Here is a 20483-nt window from a genome sequence, read left to right on the forward strand (position 1 = left end):
TTTATTTTAATAAATATTAAAATTTTATTAAATCAAAAATTTTTCTTGTGCTTGTCTCTAAGTCTTCTTTATTTGAGTTTTCAATGTATACAATATCAATCAAGCCGTCAAAAATTTTGAGCATTTCTGTATATCTAGAGTTAATGTCTTTGAATTTTGCTGCTTCAAATTCAAAAAGATCAGCTTGTATTCTATTTTCTTGAATGCGCTTGTATGCGATATTGGGATCCGTTTTTATGAAGAATAGTTTTTCAGGAAGTGGGAAATCTTTGTTTAGTTTATATCCCAATTCCCCTTGATATACTATAGATGAGAATAAATATCTGTCGGTTATTACTTTTGTTTTACCTGTGTTTAATATTTCTAGTATTCCATTTTTTGTATTGTACAAATGTTCATATCTGTCTGCTGTGTACAAGTGTGCCAGTGATACCCTTCTTAAGGGATTTTTAAAATTAGTCAGTTGCTCTCTTATGAACTTTCCAATTATTCCTTGTGATGGTTCTTTTGTGAAATGGTACTTTAGTTTGTTATTACAGAGTTTTTGTAATTTTTGAATTATGCTTGTTTTTCCACTTCCATCAATTCCTTCTATGCAGTAAAAATTTTTTAAGATCTTATTCACAAAAATTATCTCCTTAGATGTTTTGAGCAATTAGATACTTACTTAAGTATTATATAATATATATGCATAGATATATGAATTTGTTTTTTGTAAGAAATAAGATTGCTCTATCTTTTATTTTCTCAATTTTAGTCTTTATATCAATTCTTGTGGTTTTTATTTTATTTATTCAAGCTCAAGTCTATTCCGCTAGATTTTTTGTTATAAGTTATCTTGAATCAAAATCAGGCCTTAAAATTAAATATGATAAGATTGCCCCGTATTTTTTATCTTCAATAAAAATAGATAATCTAGAATTGAGTTTAAATGATAAAGATAAAATATTAATGAATACTGTTAAAGTCAATTTGGATTTATTTAGACTGCTATTAGGAGATAAAAACATTATTTTAGATGTTTTTGTAAGGGGCAGTACCTTGAATTTTGATTTAAATGATTTTAAGTTTCTTAAATCTCAGAATTCGCATTCTCATACATTAAAATTGCATGCTGATGATACTAGTCGTGGAGTACTTGGAAAAATGTTTAATTCCTTTAATAGTCTTCACATGCATTTAGAAGATATTGATATGAATCTTAAACTAACTCCTGAGAAGTTTGTAAGATTCCAGATTAAGAGTTTTGCATTAAAGACTATTGACGATGATTTTTTATTTAGTTTTATTGTTGATTTTAGTTCTCTTGCAGTTTTAAATCCCGATGTTAGTTATGAAAATATTCTTGATTCAACTTTTTATTTTGAAGGTAAATTTAAAAAAGATCTTGAAGATGGATATATTAATTTTAGTTTTTTAGAATTGCATACAGGTTATTTTGCTTTGCTTGAGCAAGGATTTCAAATAAATTATTCGAAGGGAAATATTGAAATTTTTAATATTATAAGAGAAAATATGGATTTTAATTTAAGATATGATTTTAATAAAAGTTTTTTACGATTGGATGCTTTATTCTTTGATGTAAATCTTTTAAATTGGATAAGCCTTAATGAAAATTTGAGTGATTATAAAAATCATCTTGATACAAGTTTAAATGGTCAGTTGGCATTTTCTTATGATTTTAAAGATAAAGATTTGCGGTATGCATTTTTATTAAATTCATCTTCAAAGGCTAACATGGTAGATAAGGAGATTCAGGGAGTAAAAGTACAAATTAAGGGTAATTCGAAAGTTGCAGATATACAAAATGCTTTTGTAAAACTTAAGAGAGGATTTATTGGTTATAAAGGATATTATTCTTTAAAAGATTTAGTGCCAATAGGAAGGCTTGATTTTAGGTCTGCAAAATTTTTTAAGTTTAAGGATATTAATGGACATTTAGATTTTAGTAAGGAAGCTCAATATTTTTGTGTAAAATCTGATGACTTAAAGGTTGGTAGGCTTAAAATTCAAAATTTGAATATGAAAACAAGTTTTGCTCAGGATAATATTCATGTTGATTATTTGCTAAATTTTGCTAACAATAATTCTAAAATTTTATTAAAGGGTGATTTTAATAAGGAAAATTTAAACCTTAATTTAGGCATTAAAGAGTTTCCTATACTTTTTTTGAAGGATATCCTTCCAGAAACTTTCATGACTAAAGTTATTCCTGAATATTTCTTGTCGGGCAAGTATTTAAATTTGACTTCGGATTTTGATTTTAACACCGTTGATTATACCAAGAGTAAGTTAAATAGTCTCAATTTTGCTGTCTTATCAAAATTAGATGATTTTAATTTAATATTTGATGCAAGTGGAGAGAATGACCTTTATAAGGTAAAACGCTTTAATTATAGTAATGGGGATTATAATGTAAATTCTAGTTTTTTGATACAGTTGTTTAATGATAGTTTTAAGATAAATACTGAAGTTAATTATTTGAACAGGAATTATCCTTTGTATTTTGAGTTGAATTTCCAAGATAGGTACGTTAACTTGCAATTTTCACCTAAGTCACAATTCAGTTTAACTTATTCTGATTCATCTATAATTTATTTGTTTGATATTAATGATTTTCGTGTTTATAATGGAAGTTCTGAAATTTTGTTAAATGTCAATTCTTTTGGAGATTATCAAATCATTAATGATGATTTGAATGTTACAATTCCTAAGTTTAGATTAGATAAGATTTCTGGGGATCCTGCTTATAATTTTAATTTTAGCTTTGAGGGTTTATATAAGGATAAAAAAGTTAGTCTTTCAAATATTAGATTTATAAACGGGATTTCAAATTTACAAGGACAAGGTCATTTTAATTTAGATGGAAAACTTAGTGGTAATTTGAACTTGTTTTCGAATTTGGATTCAGAGCGTTATTTTTTAGGTGTTGATTCTAATGAAGATGGCAGTTATTTTGTTGGTAGATTTCAGGGATTCGATTTTAATAATTTAAAATTCTTTTCGTTCTTAAATGGAAAGATTAATGGTAATTTTATCCTGAGTTTTAAAGATAGTGATTTATTTAATTATTCTCTTAGTGCTTATCTTGAAACAGATGGCCTGTCTTTGGTAGGTGTTCCTACGTATTGCTCTTTGAATTTGGGATTGGTTGATAATAATCTTAATATTTATAATATAAAGGCGAGTCAGAATGAAAGAGAAATTCTGACAGGTAATTTTAGATATGATATTAAAAATTCTATTGGGATTTCTAGTCTTAATATTAACAGCAACCTTTTCTCTTCAAGGGTGAATGCAAGTTTTCAAAAATTTGAAAGTAAAATTGAGGAAGAATTTGGTATTTTAAAGAGTGAAACTAATGGAGAGATTTCTTTAAGAGAGCTAAGATATAAAGATAAAAATCTTTCTGACCTTACAATTGAGTTTAAGAATAACCTTGAAAGGTTTGTCATGTTATCAGTCGAATATGATTTGCTTAATTGTTTCTATGAATATAATGATGGTAATTTTAATGTTAGATTAAATGATTATTTGCCCCTTAGTTTTATTGCCTCAGGTAATATTTCTAGAAATAAAATTACCAGCAATATTCAGGATATTAAATTTGACTCAAAATTAATTACGGAAGATTTATTGGGGTCAAAAACTTTTTATAATATTAAAGAGCATTTTGTTCTCTATGATCTTAATGTAGCTGGCACATTGGATGTTAATGGTGATTTATATAATCCAAATCTTAATGGAGAGTTTAGAGTAGTACATGGTTTAATAAGTACTGAATATCTAAAATTATCTAGACAGTATGGAAAGAGTAGAATTTTAGAGTTAATTGATGTGCCAGTTATTATTAAAGATAATAGTGTAATTATTGAGAACAAATTTAATTTAGACTATTATTCTGATGTCAATATTGCTGCTCATCTGAATCTAAATTTTCTAAGTGATAGTATTGTTGATTATTATAAGATAGATATTGGTGTTTCTGGTAGTTCTGGAGTGCCTATTAAATTTGATAAAGTAGCTATAAATTTTGTTGGACATGCTTCAGGTGATTTTTTTATTGAAGGTAATTCTGAAGAGATTGCGTTTAGAGGAGATCTAAGTGTTTCAAATGCTTGGGTTTATTTACTTGAGAATTCAATTGTTGATCTATTAATAGATCCGTATAAAAGGTCAAGGAAAGTTGTAGCATCTAATGTTAACTCTAAGGGTTTAGATATTACTACGGATCTTAAAATCAATTTTGATAGTAGTGTTGCTTTTCATTGGCCAGATAATAAGATTTCTTTCTTGAATGCTATTATTGCAAGAGGAAATAAGCTTGAGGTTAAATCCGATACTAAGACTGATGATTTTATCCTTAAGGGAGATTTAAATATTGCAAGTGGCTCTTTCAATTATAATAATAAACAATTTGTTTTCAGGGGTGTTTCATATATATCTTTTAATGAAAATAAGAATAAATTTGATCCATGGGTAAAGGCTGAGGCTACAAATATGATTAAAGATGGTAATGAAAATTTGTTGATAACAATGAGTATAGATGGTCCTTTAAGTTTGTGGAATCTTAGTTTTTCATCTTATCCTGCGCGAACGGAACAAGAGATCAAATATCTTTTATCAAATGCAATAATTGGAGGTGAGCATGGATTACAGTCAGCAGGTACAAATACAGCTGAAATGGCACTTGGATTAGCTAGTGATATTCTTGTTGATCTGATAGTACAACCTATTGAAGATTATATGCGTTCTGTATTAAAATTAGACCTATTGAGTATAAAAACGGATATATTAAGGAACGCCATTGGTATCTTGGGAAGTTCAACAACTTTTGCAGGCGTGCTTGATAAAACAAATGTTAAAGTGGGTAAATATATTGCCGATGGTGTTTTTGCTAAAGCAGGATTTGGATTTTTAAAAGAAGAAGTAACACCGTTTTCTCAGAATTTAAATTTTAGTATTAATTTTGGTCTTGAGCTTGATTCACCATTTTTCTTTGTTGACTATATTTTTGATTATAATTTTATGAAATATGGTCACGGCATAGGAAATCAAATATCTATTTTTTGGAAATTTAAATACTGAAGTTATGTAAGGGGTTTGGGGTGCAGCTATTTAAAATCTTCATTTTTGTGGTTTTCATCTTGTTTGTATTTAATTTAGGATATTCTCAAGAGAATTATAAGGATAAGATGATAAAAAGTATTGACTTTAATGGGCTTAAGAATATAAAAGAAAATGACCTTAAATTTATTTTAAATGTTTATTTGGGACAAGCTTATTCCGATGAACTTTTTGATAGGTTGCAAGTTGACCTTTATGCTCTTGATTATTTTGAGGGACTTATTCGACCTGAGTTTAGAATAGAAGATGATAAACTTGTAATTACATTTTTTGTGAAGGAAAAGTCTTTAGTAAAAACTGTTACTTTTATTGATGATAGTGGGATTTTTTGGAATAGTGAACTGCGTGACAAATCAGATGTTAAGGTAAAAGAGGCTTTAAATCTTTCAAGAATTAAAAAAAGTGTTGTTAAATTTGAAGAAATGTACAAAGATGCCGGGTATCTTGATGTTACTGTTGAATTTGATATTAAAGAGGAAAATAGCTTAGTAGATATTGTGTTTAAAATTAATGCTGGTCCTAAGTATGTTGTTAAAGAGGTTTCTTTTGAGGGAAATTTGAATTTTAAGAGCCGTATTCTTAGAAAATATTTAGTGTCAAAACCCTCATCTTTATTTACTGATGGCAAGTATTTAAAGTCAAATGTTGATAAAGATAAGATGCGACTTGAGTCTTATTATAAGAATAATGGATATATTAATGCAAAAGTTGTAAATAATACTGTTGATATACGAATTCCTAGTGATTCTAAAAAAATGGAAAGAGAGGTTTACTTAAAATATTTTATTTCAGAGGGTGATATTTTTAAATTTGGTAAGTTTGAAATTACTGGTAATTTGGTTTTTAAATTAGAAGAATTGCAATCCCTAATTACTTTTCAGGAAGGAGATATTTTTGATGATTCAAGGTTTGAGCAAGATTTTGCAAAAATTAGAGACAAGTATTATTCTGATGGTTATATCTTTACAGAGATTGTGCCTTCTCGAACGATAAGAGATGAATTTGTAGATTATTCTATTAATATATTAGAAAAAGAGAAAGCTCATATTGAGTCTATTACTGTCTCAGGTAATAAGAAAACAGCTTCTCATGTAATACTTAGAGAAATTCCACTAATGGAGGGAGATGTTTTTAGTTTGGAAAAACTTCGGATGGGAATGCTTAATTTGCAAAGACTTGGCTATTTTGGCAATGTTATACCCGATGTTGTTCCAAGTAGTATTGAGGGTTTAATGAAAATAAATTTTGTTGTCGAAGAGCGGGAGACAGCAAGCTTGAGATTTGGTATGAATTTTGGTGGGGTTAGTAATTCTTGGCTTCCATTTTCAGTTTTTGGACAGTGGGAACAATCTAATTTTCTAGGTGAAGGGTATGCTCTTTCTGCAAGACTTAATCTTGCTTTCTCAGAGCAAAGCTTTAGGTTGATGTTTGAAGATAATTGGTTTATGCAGACTAGATGGACTCTTGGGGGATTTCTTGATTTCTCACATTCTATAAATACAGCTTATCAGGATATTAATGGACCTATATTTATAGGCAAAAAGGAAGTACCAGATCCTTTTGTAAGTTGGGAAGCATATAATAATGATAAAAATTTTTCGGATTTTAATATTATGAATTATTCTTTAGCTAAATTTAGTATTAGTGGGTTTACTGGCTATACTTTTTCTAATTATCTTGGAAAGCAGTCATTTGTTGGAACTGTTCAAACTGCTTTGAAATATGTGTATTATGATAATAATGTTAATAGACCTTCAAATTACTATTTGAGGGATAATTATAATACTATTAGATTTGAAAATTCTTTTGGTATTAGTGTTGCGTGGGATACAAGAAATTCCCAGTCTTTATCTAATAATGGTTTTTTGCTTAAGCAACAATTTGATTTTTTTGGTGGGTTTTTGCTTGGACAGAGTCATTTTTCGAAATCCACAACGACTTTTGAGAGGTATTTCTCTCTTTTAGGCTATCAAGATGTTTTTACCCCATATTTTGATTTAATCTTAACTTTAAGAAGTGTTTATTCAAATGTTTTGCCACCACTTGGAAATGGTTTTGAAGTAGAAGTACAGCCACATCATCTTTTAGTTATTAGTGAAAACTTTATGATTGCAAGAGGATGGGGTACTTTGAGTAATATTTATAGTTCCTTTGTAAATACTCTTCAGATATCAATGCCTTTGATTAAGAATATTTTGGTTTGGGATATTTTATTTTTAGATATGGCTTCATATTCTCTAGAAGGGCAAGAGAATTCTTTATTTGTTCCTTTTAGTAATTTTATTTTTAGTTGGGGCTTTGGAATTAGAAGTGTTCTGCCCCAAATGCCTTTGTCTTTTGTAATAGCTTATCCATTTTATTTCAATAATGAAGGTGTTAATAGATATTATAATTATTCTGGAGGGTTTAAATTTTTCTTAGCCATTGATATGAGATACTGATATAATTTAGTTAGCTTTTCATAAGGAGGGTTGTTATGGTTTACATGATGCTTTTATTTGCATGTTTTTTTCCATTAAATCTTTTTTCAGTTAATGTTACAAAAGTGGGTATTGTGGATTTTGAAAAAGTTGTAATTGGATTTTTAAGTCCGCAATTGAAGTCTAATCTTGAGCAGTTAAAAAATCATTATCAAGACAAAATAGATACCTTGAATTCTGAGATTAAGGATTTGAGAAAAATGTACGATGAATCTGTTAGTACACATGATTTAGAGAATGCTAAATCATATGGTAATCAATATAACTTAAAGATTGATGAGCTTAAGAGGCTTAAAAACTTGGCTAAGAGTAATCTTGAGCAACAGAAACAGATTAGTATAAACAGCCTAAATAGTGATGGGTTACTTTGGGGTAAGATACTTAATGGTATTCAATATGTTGCAGAAACTAATGGTATTTCTTTGGTGATGAAAAAGGATAATCCTTATATTCTTTATTATAATAGTACTGTTGATGTAACAGATGATGTCATTAAGTATTTGAATGCACAGTAGTACATTATTAGAATTGTTCTTTAATTTTTGTTTTCTTTCTTAAGTCTTCTAATTAGAGTGCAAAATTCTTTTTTGTTATCTCTATTAAGGCTTGAGAGTGAAATATGTGATTTTAACATTGATTTAAATATTGTATTTTTATGTGTATTGAAGCAAAGATATTCTTTCATTTCACTTTTTTGTAATTTTTCTTCTTGATTTTCTATTTTTAATATCTTTTCAAGACCAAGAGATTTTAAGTTTTTAAGTGCTTCTTTGCTGGAATTTATTATTTTGAAGGTTTTTTTGTGTTCATTGCTCTTATTATTAATATATAGTAGTACTCCCATAAAAGTTGAATCTAAATATTTTGTTTCAGATAAATCTATGTATAATTTATTGATTTTATCGTTATTATTTATAAACATATTTTTAATAAATATTTTAAAATTGACAGAATATAAGGCAGTAAATCTGTTAATTAACTTTATGAAAATAGAATCGTCTCTACACACGTAAAAGACATTGCTTTGAGAAGTATCATTCATTTTGCATTCTTTTTGATAATTTTAAGTATATTGTAAAGTTTTAATAATATCAATTATAATTTTAGTATTGTTTATATGAAAAAAGATGTTACGCCGATGATGAGGCAATATTTGAATATCAAAAATAAACATAAAGATGCTATTCTGTTTTTTAGAGTAGGTAATTTTTATGAAATGTTTTTTGATGATGCTCTTGAGGGAAGTAAGCTTTTAGGATTAACTTTAACTCAAAGAGAGGATATTCCTATGTGCGGAGTGCCTTGTCATACAAGTAAAGAGTATATAAAAAAGTTAATTCTGCTTGATAAAAAGGTTGCAATTTGTGAGCAAGGAGTACAGACGGATCCTAAAGGTCCTTTGGAAAGAGAAGTTGTTGAAGTTATAAGCCCTGGAGTTGTGGTTGATGAAGATCTTTTGCAAGATGATGTTAATAATTACTTGGTAGCTATTAGTGATTATAAGGATTATTATTCATTTTCTTATATAGATTTGTCGACATCTAGGCTTGGAATAATCCTTTATGAGGGAAGTTTTTTAGAAAAGTTAAGACGGGATATTGAAAAGTATTCCCCAAAGGAAATAATAGTTTCAGAGAGTTTTTATTATAAATATTTAGAAAAGCTTGCTCTTGAACGGTTTTTAGTTAATAAGGTTCCCCATTGGCATTTGGACAAAGATATTGCCATAAAATCACTAAAAGATCATTTTAATGTTCTTAATTTGAGTGCTTTTGGGTTTAAAGAGGACGAGCCTTATTATATTTCATCTTTTTTGATAATAGATTATATAAAGAATAACTTAAAGAATTTATTGATCAATATTGATACGATTTATATTAATAGTGATTCTGAATATATGTTTCTTGATGATGTTACTCAAATAAATCTTGAACTTGTTAAAAACAATAATGATCTGACGGCTCGTTATTCTTTGTATTCAGTATTAAATGATTGCAAAACCCCAATGGGGAAGAGACTTTTAAGAGAGTATATATTAAATCCGCTTTTAGATATTGCTGCAATTAATAATAGATTAGCTCATGTGGAATTTTTAAACAATAATGTTAATTTAAGTATAAAATTGAGAGAGATTCTTAGTAATGTTTGGGATATTGAGAGAATAATTTCAAGACTTCAAATGAGGAAATATGCTAAAAAAGATTTTTTATTTATTAGGGAAACTTTAATAGCATTTTTTTCAGTAAAGAGGCTACTTAATGAATATTCTTTTAATTATTGGACATTCGATGTTAATGATGAGGATGATATAAGAGGAATTTACTCTTTGATTGATTGTGCTATTTCAAATGGACAGGATGAGCTTATTAAACATGGGTATAATGCTGAAATTGATCGTTTAAGAGAAATTAAAAATAATGCAAGCAAGTATGTTGATGATTATCTTGATTTTGAGAAAAATTTTAGTAAAATTAACAGCCTTAAAATTAAGAGAATTAATGTTCGGGGTTTATTTTTTGAGGTTACAAAGAGTTATTATGGGCAAGTTCCATCTCATTTTATAGAAAGTCAGACTTTAAATTCTGTTAAAAGATATAAAACTAATAAGCTTATTGAACTTGAAAGAGATATTAATGATGCTGAAGATAATTTATTATCTCTTGAGCAAGAAATATTTGATGGGATAGCTTTAAAAGTAGTTAAGCATAGTGCGGTTATTAAGAAAATTGCTGAGTTTTGCGCATATATTGATGTGGTTTCTAATTTTGCGTATTTAGCTAAGAAAAATGAATATGTAAGGCCCACTTTAACTAATAATAAAGAAATTATTCTTGAGTGTGCTAGACATCCTGTTGTTGAGCATTATATGAAGGGAGTTGAAGCTTTTACTAAAAATTCCGTAAGGATTGACGGTGAGAAATATTTTTGTTTAATTACTGGTCCTAACATGGCAGGCAAATCAACTTATTTGCGTCAGACTGCTTTAGTTGTTTTAATGGGACATATTGGTTCTTTTGTGCCTGCCGATAAAGCCATAATAGGGATTACAGATAAGATTTTTTGTAGGATCGGAGCAAGTGATAATATTTCCAAAGGTGAATCTACGTTTTTAGTAGAGATGAATGAAACGGCTAATATTTTAAGGAATGCAACGCAGGATAGCTTAATAATTATGGACGAAGTTGGGAGGGGTACTAGTACTAATGATGGACTTGCTATTGCATGTTCAGTTGTTGAATATATTTTAGAAGATATCAAGGCTAGAAGTTTATTTGCAACCCATTTTCATGAACTCTCAGCTATTAATCATGATTCTTTTGTTAATCTTTCAATGAAAATTGAAAAACAAGGTAATGAACTTATTTTTTTAAGAGAGGTTGAAGAGAAACCTTCTCTTAATTCTTATGGAATTTATGTTGCCCGCATAGCTGGGATACCTTTGAAAGTTATTAAAAGGGCTAATTTTATTCTTAAAAGCTTAACTAGTCGAGAGAACTTGTGTGTGTCGGAATTTTTTACTTCAGCCACTTCTGTTGTTAATGATGGTGAGGAGGCAATGGAAGAAGATTTAAGTTATGAGTTGGATCTTAATGCTTATTTAGAACTTAAAAATTTGATTTCTAAAATAGATATCAATAATATTACTCCTGTTCAAGCGATGAATTTGCTAAGTGAAATAATTTTAAAGATTAAAACGTAAGCATGTAGATGTGGAATTGGGTTGTCTTAAAAAGCATATTTTTTCCCCTTTGTTCTTGTTGTCATAAAAATTATGTCTACTTGAATGCTCTTTGCAAGGATTGCATTGAATTTTTTCATTTTGATGTTAAGTCGAGAGATGATGTTTGGTATTTTTTTGAATATAAAAATGAGTGTAAGAAATTGCTTCTTGCTTACAAGAGAGATGGACAAAGATTACTTGGCCAGTTTTTTGCAAATGGGATTTTGCAATTTTTGATGAGCATTGATTTTGACCTGGTTGTTAGTGTTCCTTGTAGTTTTAAAAGAAGGATTTTTTATGGTTTTGATCACATGGAATATATTGGAGATTTGTTAGGTAATAGTGGGATAAAGTATGTTAATGTTTTTAAGCGAGGATTAGGCAAGAGTCAAAAGTTATTGCGTGGAGATTTAAGGCATAGTAATTTAGAGAATAAAGTCAAATTAAAATTGAAGTATAGAAATATTGACTTTAAGAGAGTTGTGCTTATTGATGACATTGTGACAACAGGATCATCTATGACTATTTGTAAGGATATTCTTATAAAACATGGTGCTTGTAGTGTGATAAAACTATCACTTGCGAGAGTTTAGTGATTATTGGCGTCTTGACATTTATTCCCATTAATGTTACTCTTAACTTGGATTGGTTATTTATTTAATAAGGTTCTTTTCAAAAGAGCCTTATTCTTTTTAGGAATTTGATTGGTTAAAATTGTTGATAATAGTGAAGTTTACAATTTAATAAAGAATGTAACAGATCGATTGGGAATTGAAATTATAGAAATTAACACTTTCAGAAAAAGAGATGAGGGTAGAGTTCAAATAATTCTTTATAAGGGTGATGACTTCGGAGTTGATACGCTTTGTGATTTACATAAAATGATTTTACTTAACTTGGAGGCAGTTCTTAAATATAATTTTAGCTTAGAAATCTCTACGCCTGGGATAAATAGGAAAATTAAAAGTGATAGAGAATTTAAAGTTTTTGAGGGTAAAAAGATTAAATTAATGTTAGATAATGATTTTGAAGAAGGTTTTATCTTAAAAGCAGAAGAAGATAGTTTTATTTTTAAAACAGATAATAAAGAGGTAAAAGTTCTTTATAATGATGTCAAGAAGGCTAAATTATCGTGAAGGAGTCTTGGATATGATAAAGGGTACTGGTCAAATGATTTCCAATATTGCTAGTGAGCGAGGCATGAGCATAGATGCTATTCGAAAAACTGTTAGGGAATCTGTGATGATAGCTTATAAGAAGTATTTTGGGACAAGTGAGAATGCTTTAATTAAATTCGATGAGGATACTGGAGATTTAGTAGTTTATGCTAAGAAAAAGGTCGTAGAGGAAGTTCAAGATGATATATTTGAGATATTGAAAGATGATGCTCAAGAATTTGAAGTCATGGAAGATGGATATGCATATGTTGAGATTGATCCTAAGATTTTTGATAGACTTTCAATTCAAGTTGCTAAACAAAGAACTAAGAGTGATTTGCAGGGAATCGAAGATAATGAACTTTACTTAGAATTTAAACACAAATTGCATAAGATTGTTATTGGTTATGTTCAGCAGAATAGAAATGGAGATCTTTATGTTAATCTTGGTAGTACAGATGGTGTTATCCCTAAAAAATATCAATCTTCAAGGGAAGTTTATGGACTTAATGATAAAGTCCGGGTTCTTGTTTATAGTGTAAAGAAGGGTAAAAATGGAATAGAGGTAGTCTTGTCAAGAACTCACCCTAAATTTATTGAAGAACTGCTTGCTCTTGAGATTCCTGAAATTGAAGAAGGTATTATTAAGATTCATAAAATAGTAAGAGATCCAGGTTATAGAACTAAGGTTGCTGTTTATTCTGAGAAAGAAGAGATTGATCCTGTAGGTCCTTGTATTGGACAAAAAGGTGTTAGAATTCAATCAATAATAAAGGAACTTGAAGGGGAGAAAATAGATATTATCCCTTATTCTAAGGATATTAAAGAATTTATTAAAGATGCCCTAACTCCTGCTAAAATAGATAATGTATATATTGTTGATGAGGATTTACATAAAGCTTTAGTGGTTGTTAGTGATGAACAGCTCTCGCTTGCAATAGGTAAGATGGGGCAAAATGTTAGACTTGCAAATAGACTTCTTGATTGGGCAATTGATGTTAAGACTAATAGTCAGTTTGCAGAAATGAAAGCAAGTGGAGAGTTTAAACAAGAGACTTTTGAAATGTTTGACAAGATTCTTCAAGATAATGTTCAGGAAGATGAATTCGAGGAGATAAACAAGATTAGTGAGCTTAAGATTCTTGATAGTGATATTGTTGATAAGTTGATTGAAGCAGGCCTTGATGATATTGATAATTTTTTGGATGCTAGCGAGGAAAACCTTTTTGAGTTAGGAATAAGCTATGAAAAGCAAGAAGAAATCAATAAGATATTGAAGGAAGGGATGGTAATAATTGCTAATGATGATGGATCTATTGAAGGCATAAAAGATGAAGAAGAGTTACTTTGTCCTGAGTGTGGGGCTGTTATTAATGAAAATATGACTTTTTGTCCAGGTTGTAAGATAGGGCTTAGCTTTGAATTTGAAGAGGAGTAATAGTTTGTCAGAAAATATTGATGATGATCGCAGTGAAGATGAAAAAAAAATTAAGGTTGTTAAATTACGAAAGAAAGTGGTAAAGGTTGTAGCTCATACTGATAGAAATTTAAATAAATCAAAAGATGATTTTGTTGAGCCTTCCAATTCATGGGGCAATCAAGATCCAAATAAAGGATATTCTTATGGAAATAGAGATAGGGGAGGTGTGAGGCCTTCTTTTGTGCATAAAGATAAGGATAATACTGGTAGCCCGCAGCAAGGTAATAGAGGATATTCAAGTAGACCTAATACTAATACTTATAATAGAGATAATAGAGGATATTCTTATGGAAATAGAGATAGGGGAGGTGTGAGGCCTTCTTTTGTGCATAAAGATAAGGATAATACTGGTAGCCCGCAGCAAGGTAATAGAGGATATTCAAGTAGACCCAATACTAATACTTATAATAGAGATAATAGAGGATATTCTTATGGAAATAGAGATAGGGGAGGCGTGAGGCCTTCTTTTGTGCATAAAGATAAGGATAGTACTGGTAGCCCGCAGCAAGGCAATAGAGGATATTCAAGTAGACCTAATGCTCATAGTAGTAGTGGTTCTCAGACATTTAGACGAGTAATAAGGACTAAGGTTATCTCTAGTGTTGCGATGTCACCTTCTGATTCTGATAGTAAGGGTCTTAATAGGAAACTTGGTGAGAAGAAGAAGCAGCAACAAGAGAGTCAAAAAGGTTACAAGAGGAAAAAGGAAGAAATTGAGAGCCAAACAATAGAACAAAAAGTTTTTGAGCAGCTTCAGAAAAAGAAAAAAGAAAATCTAGCAAATCCAATTCCTAAGTCAATTGACATTATGGGAACTATTACTGTTGCTGAACTTGCAAGAAAAATGAATTTAAAATCCTCAGATTTAATTGCTAAATTAATGACTTTAGGTGTAATGGCAACTATTAATGAGAAGATTGATTCTGATACTGCTACTATTTTGGTTGAAGAATATGGCTCTAGAGTGAATGTTGTATCAATCTATGATGAAACGGTTATAGAATCAGAGGAAGATGATGAGAGCAAAATGGTTGCAAAACCTCCTATTATTACAATAATGGGACATGTTGATCATGGAAAAACTAGACTTCTATCAGTGTTACAAAATATTGATATAAATCAAACGGAGTTTGGGGGGATTACACAACATATTGGTGCTTATACTATTAATTATAATGATCATGAAATAACATTTTTAGACACACCAGGACATGAAGCTTTTACGATGATGAGAAGTCGAGGGGCACAAGTTACAGATATTGTTGTGCTTGTTGTCTCTGCTGTGGATGGAGTAATGCCACAGACTGTTGAGGCTATTAATCATGCAAAGGATGCACAAGTGCCCATTATTGTTGCAATCAATAAGATTGATTTGCCAGATTCGAATCTAGATAGAGTTAAACATCAGCTTTCAGAGTATGATTTGATTCCTGAAGATTGGGGTGGAAATACAATTTTTGTTGCAATTTCAGCTCTTAAAAATATTGGTATTACAGAACTGCTTGATATGATTATTTTGCAATCTGAAGTAATGTCATTGAAAGCAAACCCAACTAAAAGGGCTATTGGTAGGGTTCTTGATGCTAAAATTGATTTAGGTAGAGGAATAGTTTGTTCTGTTATAATTGAGGATGGTACGCTTTCTATAGGAGATTCTTTTGTTGGGGGAGTCTATCATGGTAAGGTGAGGGCATTAATCAATGAGCGGGGAGCCTCTGTTAAAAGCGTTGGTCCTGCAAAAGCTATTAGTGTTTTGGGTTTTTCATCAATTCCTCAAGCTGGTGATCCATTCCAGGTTACAAAAACAGAAAAAGAAGCCAAATTAATTAGTTCTAAAAGACAAGATCTTAAAAAATATGAGAATGCTAAGAATGTAAAAAAAGTTACCATGTCAAATCTTTATGATTCAATTAAGGATGGAGAACTAAGAGAACTTAAGATAATTTTAAAAGCGGATGTGCAGGGTTCTGTTGAAGCTTTAAAGCATTCCCTTGAAAAATTGGCTAATAATGAGATTAGAGTAAAAGTTATTCATTCATCAGTAGGAGCAATAACTGAAACTGATATTAGTTTTGCAGCAGCAAGTGAAGCAATTATTATTGGTTTCCACGTGCGACCTACGACAAAAGCACAATTATTAGCTGATCAAGAAAAAGTTGAAATTAGAAAATATAATATAATTTATGATGCGATTAATGATATTAAATCAGTTCTAGAAGGCATGTTGGAACCAGATATTGAACAGCAATTTATTGGATTTGCTGAAGTTCGTGCTGTTATTAACATTCCTAAGGTTGGAGTAGTGGCTGGATGTTATGTTTCACAAGGATGCATCAAACGGGATGCTGTGGCTAATGTTGTGCGAGAAGGATTGCAGGTGAATTCTGGCAAAATTGCTTCATTAAAGCGATTTAAAGAGGATGTTAAGGAAGTTAGTGCGCAATATGAGTGTGGAATTATGATTGATAATTATTTTAATATTAAGGAAGGAGATATTATTGAGGCATTTGAGATTAAGAAAGTAAAGCGACGCTTTGGATCTTAAAGATTTGCTTTATTATTTTATGTATGGAAAAAGAGATAAGGAAATCAAAACTTGAGAGTTTATTAGTTCAAGAGATTGGTAATTTAATAGTAACAAAAGGCATTAAAGATCCTAGAGTTCACAAGTTCTTAACTGTTGTGAGAGTTGAGATCTCAAACGACTTAATAAATGCCAAAGTATTTATTGGTTCTATTAAAGAGGGCGCATCTCTTGATAATGCTGTTAAGGCATTAAATAATGCTAAGGGATTCATTCAAGGAGAGATTGTTAAACGTATTAGAGTTAGAAATACTCCAAAATTAAGTTTTTTAAGAGATGATACTATTTCTAAGGCTTTTTATGTTAATAAAATAATTGAAAATTTAAGTTTTAGTGACGAATAGTAAAATTTAATGAATGGGATTATTTTATTAAATAAGAGAATTGGAATAACTTCTTGTGATACCCTTTTTCCTTTAAAGAGATATTTTTCTACAAGTCGAGTTGGACATACAGGTACTCTTGATAAGTTTGCAAGTGGTCTTTTAGTTGTTTTAGTTGGCAAATACACTAAACTTTCAAATTACATTACATCTTTAGATAAAGAATATATATCAGAGTTTGAGTTTGGAATTGAAACTGATACTCTTGATCCTAATGGTAGTATAGTAAACACGACAAATTATATTCCAAATTTGGAAGAATTAAGTTTTGGGATTAGGTCTTTTATAGGTGAGATTTATCAAGTTCCACCCAAGTTTTCTTCAGTGCATGTTAAAGGAAAAAGAGCTTATAAGTTGGCTTTAAGCGGGGAGTCTTTTGAGCTTCAGTCTAGAAAAGTCAATATATATGATATTCAGATCTTAAATTATAATGTTGATTCTCGTATTTTAAAATTACAAATAAAATGCTCTAAGGGGACTTATGTTAGAAGTATAGCAAGAGATTTGGCATTGTTTTTGGGGTCATTTGCTTATGTTAAGAGTCTTGAGAGAATTAAGATTGGAGATTTTAGATTAGATAATGCTTGTTTTTGTGAAGATTTCAATAGCAATTCTTTAATGAGTTTAGAATCTTTAGAGCTTTTTGACAAAATTTATGTTGATAATAGTATGATTAAGCTTATTCGGAATGGTGCTTATATCAATGTTGTTATTAATATTGGTGAGTTTAAGATTTTAAAGTCTTACAATGAAGAGATCTTGGCAATAATTTGTGGTATTAGTTTGAATAAATATAAATATGTTATTATTTTTTGATGGTTAATTTCCGAAAAATAATTAGTAGTATTAATATTTTAATAGCAAGATTATTATTTTTTATTGCAGTATTTTTTATGAGTAATAGTAAAATAGAGTTTTTTTATAAGATAGGGTTTAGTATGCTAAGAATACAATCAATAATTGATTTGATTGGTAGTTTATGCAACTTGGACAAAAAGTCTTTTGTTAGTTTTTGTTATTTGAATAAAAAAATATTATAATTTACTGTGAAGATTTTAATTATAGCAAGAGGGTCTATTTTAGGCTTTGCTATGATGGTATAGGAGTCATTTTTATGATTAGTAAAGAACAAAAACAAAAAATAATTACAGAGTTTGGAAAGAATCCAAATGATACAGGGTCAGTTGAAGTGCAAATAGCGTTAATTACAGATAGAATAAGGTATTTAACAGAGCATTTAAAGATCAATAAAAAAGATCATAGCTCTAAGAGAGGTTTGTTAAAGTTGGTTGGTCAGAGAAGGAGTTTGTTAAGATATTATCAGAAAAAAAATTTGGAAGCTTACAGAACCTTAATAGCTAAACTTGGACTTAGAAAGTAATAAGGGGTTAATTTTGAGAAAAATTTTAAAATTGAAAGTTGGAAGGGAAGATTTGATTTTGGAAACAGGCTTATTGGCTAAGCAAGCAAATGGAGCAGTTCTTGCTACTTATGGTGGTTCTACTGTTCTTGCTACGATCTGTTGTTCAGATTCAGTTCGGGAGAATTTAGATTTTGTCCCTTTATCTGTTGAATATAATGAAAAGTATTATGCTGCTGGGAAGATTCCTGGAGGATTTATTAAAAGAGAAGGTAAACCAAAAGATAAGGAAGTACTTGTTTCTAGATTAATAGATAGGCCTATGAGGCCGCTTTTTGATAAGAGGTTTGGTAGAGAAATTCAAGTTATTCCAACAACTTTGTCTACGGATCAGATGAATCCTCCTGATATTGTTGGGATGAATGCTGCTTTTGCAGCAGTTTTTTTATCAGATATTCCGTTTAATGGTCCAATTGCGGCTGTTAGGCTAGCTTATTTAAATAATGAGTTTATAGTAAATCCTTCTTTTGATGAGATACAAGATTCTCTTCTAGATATTGTTGTTGCAGGAAGTTTAGATGGTATTACAATGGTTGAAGGTGGTGCTAATGAGGTTAGCGAGGAAGTGTTGCTTTCTGCTATAGATAAAGCTTATGAATATATTAAACAAATTTGTAATCTTCAAAAAGAATTTGTGTCTATAATAGGTGAGAGAGAGAAATTACCACTTGCTTATGAAGAAGGGGTATTTGAATTTAAGAATGAACTTAAAGATTTAATTTATTCTGAACTTAAGGATGCTTGTTTTGTGAAGGGCAAGCTTAATAGAGATAAGGCTATAAAATTAGTTAAGCAAAAAGCTTATGAACATTTTTCTTCTACAAATCAGGTAAATGAAGAGAATGAAACTCTTTTTTATAAAGCTTTTGATGATTTTGAGCGAGAAATTGTTAGAAGATCAATCCTTGATAATAATCTTAGGACTGATGGGCGTACTCCTACACAGATAAGAGATATTGCTGCTGAAGTGGATCTTTTAAATCGAACCCATGGTTCTTCTCTTTTTACAAGAGGTGAAACCCAGGCATTAGCCGTAACGACTTTAGGTACAAGTATTGATGAGCAGATAATGGATGATATTGATGGTGATAAGCGTCTTAATTTTATGCTTCATTATAATTTCCCTCCGTTTTCTGTTGGTGAGACAGGTAGATTGATGACTGGTAGGCGTGAGGTTGGGCATGGACATTTAGCTCAAAGGTCTTTGGAGGCAATGTTACCTAAGAAAGATGATTTTCCATATACTATTAGGGTAGTATCTGAGGTATTAGAATCAAATGGTTCATCCTCAATGGCTACAGTATGTTCTGGGAGTATGTCTTTAATGGCTGCTGGGGTTCCTGTTAAGGAGCAAGTTGCAGGAATAGCTATGGGATTAATTAGTGAGGGCGATAAATATGTTGTCTTGAGTGATATTCTTGGAGAAGAAGATCATTTAGGTGATATGGATTTTAAGGTTGCAGGGACTAAGAATGGGATTACTGGTTTTCAAATGGACATTAAGATTTCAAACGTTACAAAGCAATTGATGAAGGATGCTCTTGAACAGGCACGAATTGGAAGAATGCACATTTTATCTATTATGGATTCTGTAATTTCAAGATCAAGAGACGATATATCTGTTAATGCACCTAAGATTGTTCAGTTGCAAATTGATATTGATAAAATTTCTCTTGTTATTGGATCTACTGGTAAGACAGTTAAGGCAATTACAGATGAGTTTGAGGTTAGAGTGCAAATTGAGCAAGATGGTAGGATTACCCTTTTTGGAACTGATAACTTAAAGATGCAAAAAGCTAAGGCAAAGATAGAGAGTATTGTAAGAGAACCTAAAATTGGTGAAATTTATGACGGGATTGTTAAAAAGATTAACAGTTTTGGAGCTTTTATTGAACTTACTCCTATTAAGGAAGGATTTTTAAGTAACCGAGCAAGATCAAGGGATGATCGATATGGTGATATGAGGCATTCTAGATATGGCAGTGGCAGGCATTCTAGATATGGTAGGGATAATAGAAATACATTTGGTATGAATCCCCCAAGATTGGAGGAAGGACAAATGGTAAAGGTCAAAATATCTGATATCGATAAGTTCGGTAAGATTGAGCTTGAATTAGTGAGAGATTAATAA

General features: G+C 30.2%; 15 protein-coding genes. 13 read left to right on the forward strand and 2 right to left on the reverse strand.

The window, feature by feature from the left end; all coding sequences use genetic code 11:
* Positions 1-16 precede the first annotated feature (16 nt).
* The gene (tmk, locus tag bhYOR_RS04050; RefSeq protein ID WP_025400096.1) at positions 17-625 is read right to left on the reverse strand and encodes a dTMP kinase; all 609 of its coding nucleotides are present in this window, start codon (positions 623-625) and stop codon (positions 17-19) included.
* A 74-nt stretch (positions 626-699) separates the two neighbouring features.
* On the opposite strand from tmk, the gene bhYOR_RS04055 reads away from it, so the two are divergent.
* Genes bhYOR_RS04055 through bhYOR_RS04065 form a run of 3 tightly spaced genes read left to right on the forward strand, consistent with a single transcriptional unit; the run spans position 700 to position 8122 of the window.
* Complete coding sequence (locus tag bhYOR_RS04055; RefSeq protein ID WP_025434141.1) at positions 700-5088, forward strand: translocation/assembly module TamB domain-containing protein; 4389 nt, start codon at positions 700-702, stop codon at positions 5086-5088.
* 20 nt (positions 5089-5108) lie between these two features.
* Complete coding sequence (bamA, locus tag bhYOR_RS04060) at positions 5109-7568, forward strand: outer membrane protein assembly factor BamA (protein ID WP_025434142.1); 2460 nt, start codon at positions 5109-5111, stop codon at positions 7566-7568.
* A gap of 35 nt (positions 7569-7603) precedes the next feature.
* A complete protein-coding gene (locus tag bhYOR_RS04065; protein ID WP_025434143.1) occupies positions 7604-8122 on the forward strand; it encodes an OmpH family outer membrane protein in 519 nt (172 codons plus the stop codon).
* Positions 8123-8142: 20 nt separating this feature from the next.
* On the opposite strand, the gene bhYOR_RS04070 is transcribed toward bhYOR_RS04065, so the two are convergent.
* Positions 8143-8649 carry an STAS domain-containing protein gene (locus bhYOR_RS04070; RefSeq protein WP_025400100.1) on the reverse strand — a complete coding sequence of 169 codons (507 nt, stop codon included), beginning with the start codon at positions 8647-8649 and terminating at the stop codon, positions 8143-8145.
* A 75-nt stretch (positions 8650-8724) separates the two neighbouring features.
* Here bhYOR_RS04070 and mutS point away from each other — a divergent pair, with 75 nt between their 5' ends.
* From mutS to pnp, 10 genes are all read left to right on the forward strand, one after another.
* A complete protein-coding gene (gene mutS, locus bhYOR_RS04075; RefSeq protein ID WP_025400101.1) occupies positions 8725-11307 on the forward strand; it encodes a DNA mismatch repair protein MutS in 2583 nt (860 codons plus the stop codon).
* Between the two features lie 8 nt (positions 11308-11315).
* Complete coding sequence (locus tag bhYOR_RS04080; protein ID WP_025400102.1) at positions 11316-11921, forward strand: amidophosphoribosyltransferase; 606 nt, start codon at positions 11316-11318, stop codon at positions 11919-11921.
* A 111-nt stretch (positions 11922-12032) separates the two neighbouring features.
* Complete coding sequence (gene rimP / locus bhYOR_RS04085) at positions 12033-12464, forward strand: ribosome maturation factor RimP (RefSeq protein WP_025400103.1); 432 nt, start codon at positions 12033-12035, stop codon at positions 12462-12464.
* A 13-nt stretch (positions 12465-12477) separates the two neighbouring features.
* Entirely contained in the window at positions 12478-13923 is a 1446-nt protein-coding gene (nusA, locus tag bhYOR_RS04090; RefSeq protein ID WP_025434144.1) for a transcription termination factor NusA, read from the forward strand.
* 4 nt (positions 13924-13927) lie between these two features.
* A complete protein-coding gene (gene infB, locus bhYOR_RS04095) occupies positions 13928-16510 on the forward strand; it encodes a translation initiation factor IF-2 (protein WP_025400105.1) in 2583 nt (860 codons plus the stop codon).
* Between the two features lie 23 nt (positions 16511-16533).
* Positions 16534-16893 (forward strand): 30S ribosome-binding factor RbfA, encoded by a 360-nt coding sequence (rbfA, locus tag bhYOR_RS04100; protein ID WP_025400106.1) that lies wholly within the window; start codon positions 16534-16536, stop codon positions 16891-16893.
* A 9-nt stretch (positions 16894-16902) separates the two neighbouring features.
* Positions 16903-17748, forward strand: a complete 846-nt coding sequence (gene truB, locus bhYOR_RS04105; RefSeq protein WP_025400107.1) for a tRNA pseudouridine(55) synthase TruB — start codon at positions 16903-16905, stop codon at positions 17746-17748.
* A 77-nt stretch (positions 17749-17825) separates the two neighbouring features.
* The gene (locus bhYOR_RS04110) at positions 17826-17972 is read left to right on the forward strand and encodes a hypothetical protein (RefSeq protein WP_247088232.1); all 147 of its coding nucleotides are present in this window, start codon (positions 17826-17828) and stop codon (positions 17970-17972) included.
* Positions 17973-18046: 74 nt separating this feature from the next.
* Positions 18047-18313: a 30S ribosomal protein S15 gene (rpsO, locus tag bhYOR_RS04115; protein ID WP_025400108.1), complete on the forward strand. Its 267-nt coding sequence runs from the start codon at positions 18047-18049 to the stop codon at positions 18311-18313.
* A 13-nt stretch (positions 18314-18326) separates the two neighbouring features.
* Positions 18327-20480, forward strand: a complete 2154-nt coding sequence (pnp, locus tag bhYOR_RS04120; RefSeq protein ID WP_025400109.1) for a polyribonucleotide nucleotidyltransferase — start codon at positions 18327-18329, stop codon at positions 20478-20480.
* Positions 20481-20483: the final 3 nt, after the last annotated feature.

The organism is Borrelia nietonii YOR (genome assembly GCF_023035795.1).
GTDB classification, from domain to species: domain Bacteria; phylum Spirochaetota; class Spirochaetia; order Borreliales; family Borreliaceae; genus Borrelia; species Borrelia hermsii.

What these genes read in the sequence shown, in the direction of transcription:
- mutS (WP_025400101.1), top strand. Translation starts at nt 8,725, where the DNA reads ATGAAAAAAGATGTTACGCCGATGATGAGGCAATATTTGAATATCAAA.
- bhYOR_RS04065 (WP_025434143.1), top strand. Translation starts at nt 7,604, where the DNA reads ATGGTTTACATGATGCTTTTATTTGCATGTTTTTTTCCATTAAATCTT.
- bhYOR_RS04080 (WP_025400102.1), top strand. Translation starts at nt 11,316, where the DNA reads ATGTGGAATTGGGTTGTCTTAAAAAGCATATTTTTTCCCCTTTGTTCT.
- rpsO (WP_025400108.1), top strand. Translation starts at nt 18,047, where the DNA reads ATGATTAGTAAAGAACAAAAACAAAAAATAATTACAGAGTTTGGAAAG.
- rbfA (WP_025400106.1), top strand. Translation starts at nt 16,534, where the DNA reads ATGGAAAAAGAGATAAGGAAATCAAAACTTGAGAGTTTATTAGTTCAA.
- bhYOR_RS04055 (WP_025434141.1), top strand. Translation starts at nt 700, where the DNA reads ATGAATTTGTTTTTTGTAAGAAATAAGATTGCTCTATCTTTTATTTTC.
- bhYOR_RS04110 (WP_247088232.1), top strand. Translation starts at nt 17,826, where the DNA reads ATGAGTAATAGTAAAATAGAGTTTTTTTATAAGATAGGGTTTAGTATG.
- truB (WP_025400107.1), top strand. Translation starts at nt 16,903, where the DNA reads ATGAATGGGATTATTTTATTAAATAAGAGAATTGGAATAACTTCTTGT.
- nusA (WP_025434144.1), top strand. Translation starts at nt 12,478, where the DNA reads ATGATAAAGGGTACTGGTCAAATGATTTCCAATATTGCTAGTGAGCGA.
- bhYOR_RS04070 (WP_025400100.1), bottom strand. Translation starts at nt 8,649, where the DNA reads ATGAATGATACTTCTCAAAGCAATGTCTTTTACGTGTGTAGAGACGAT.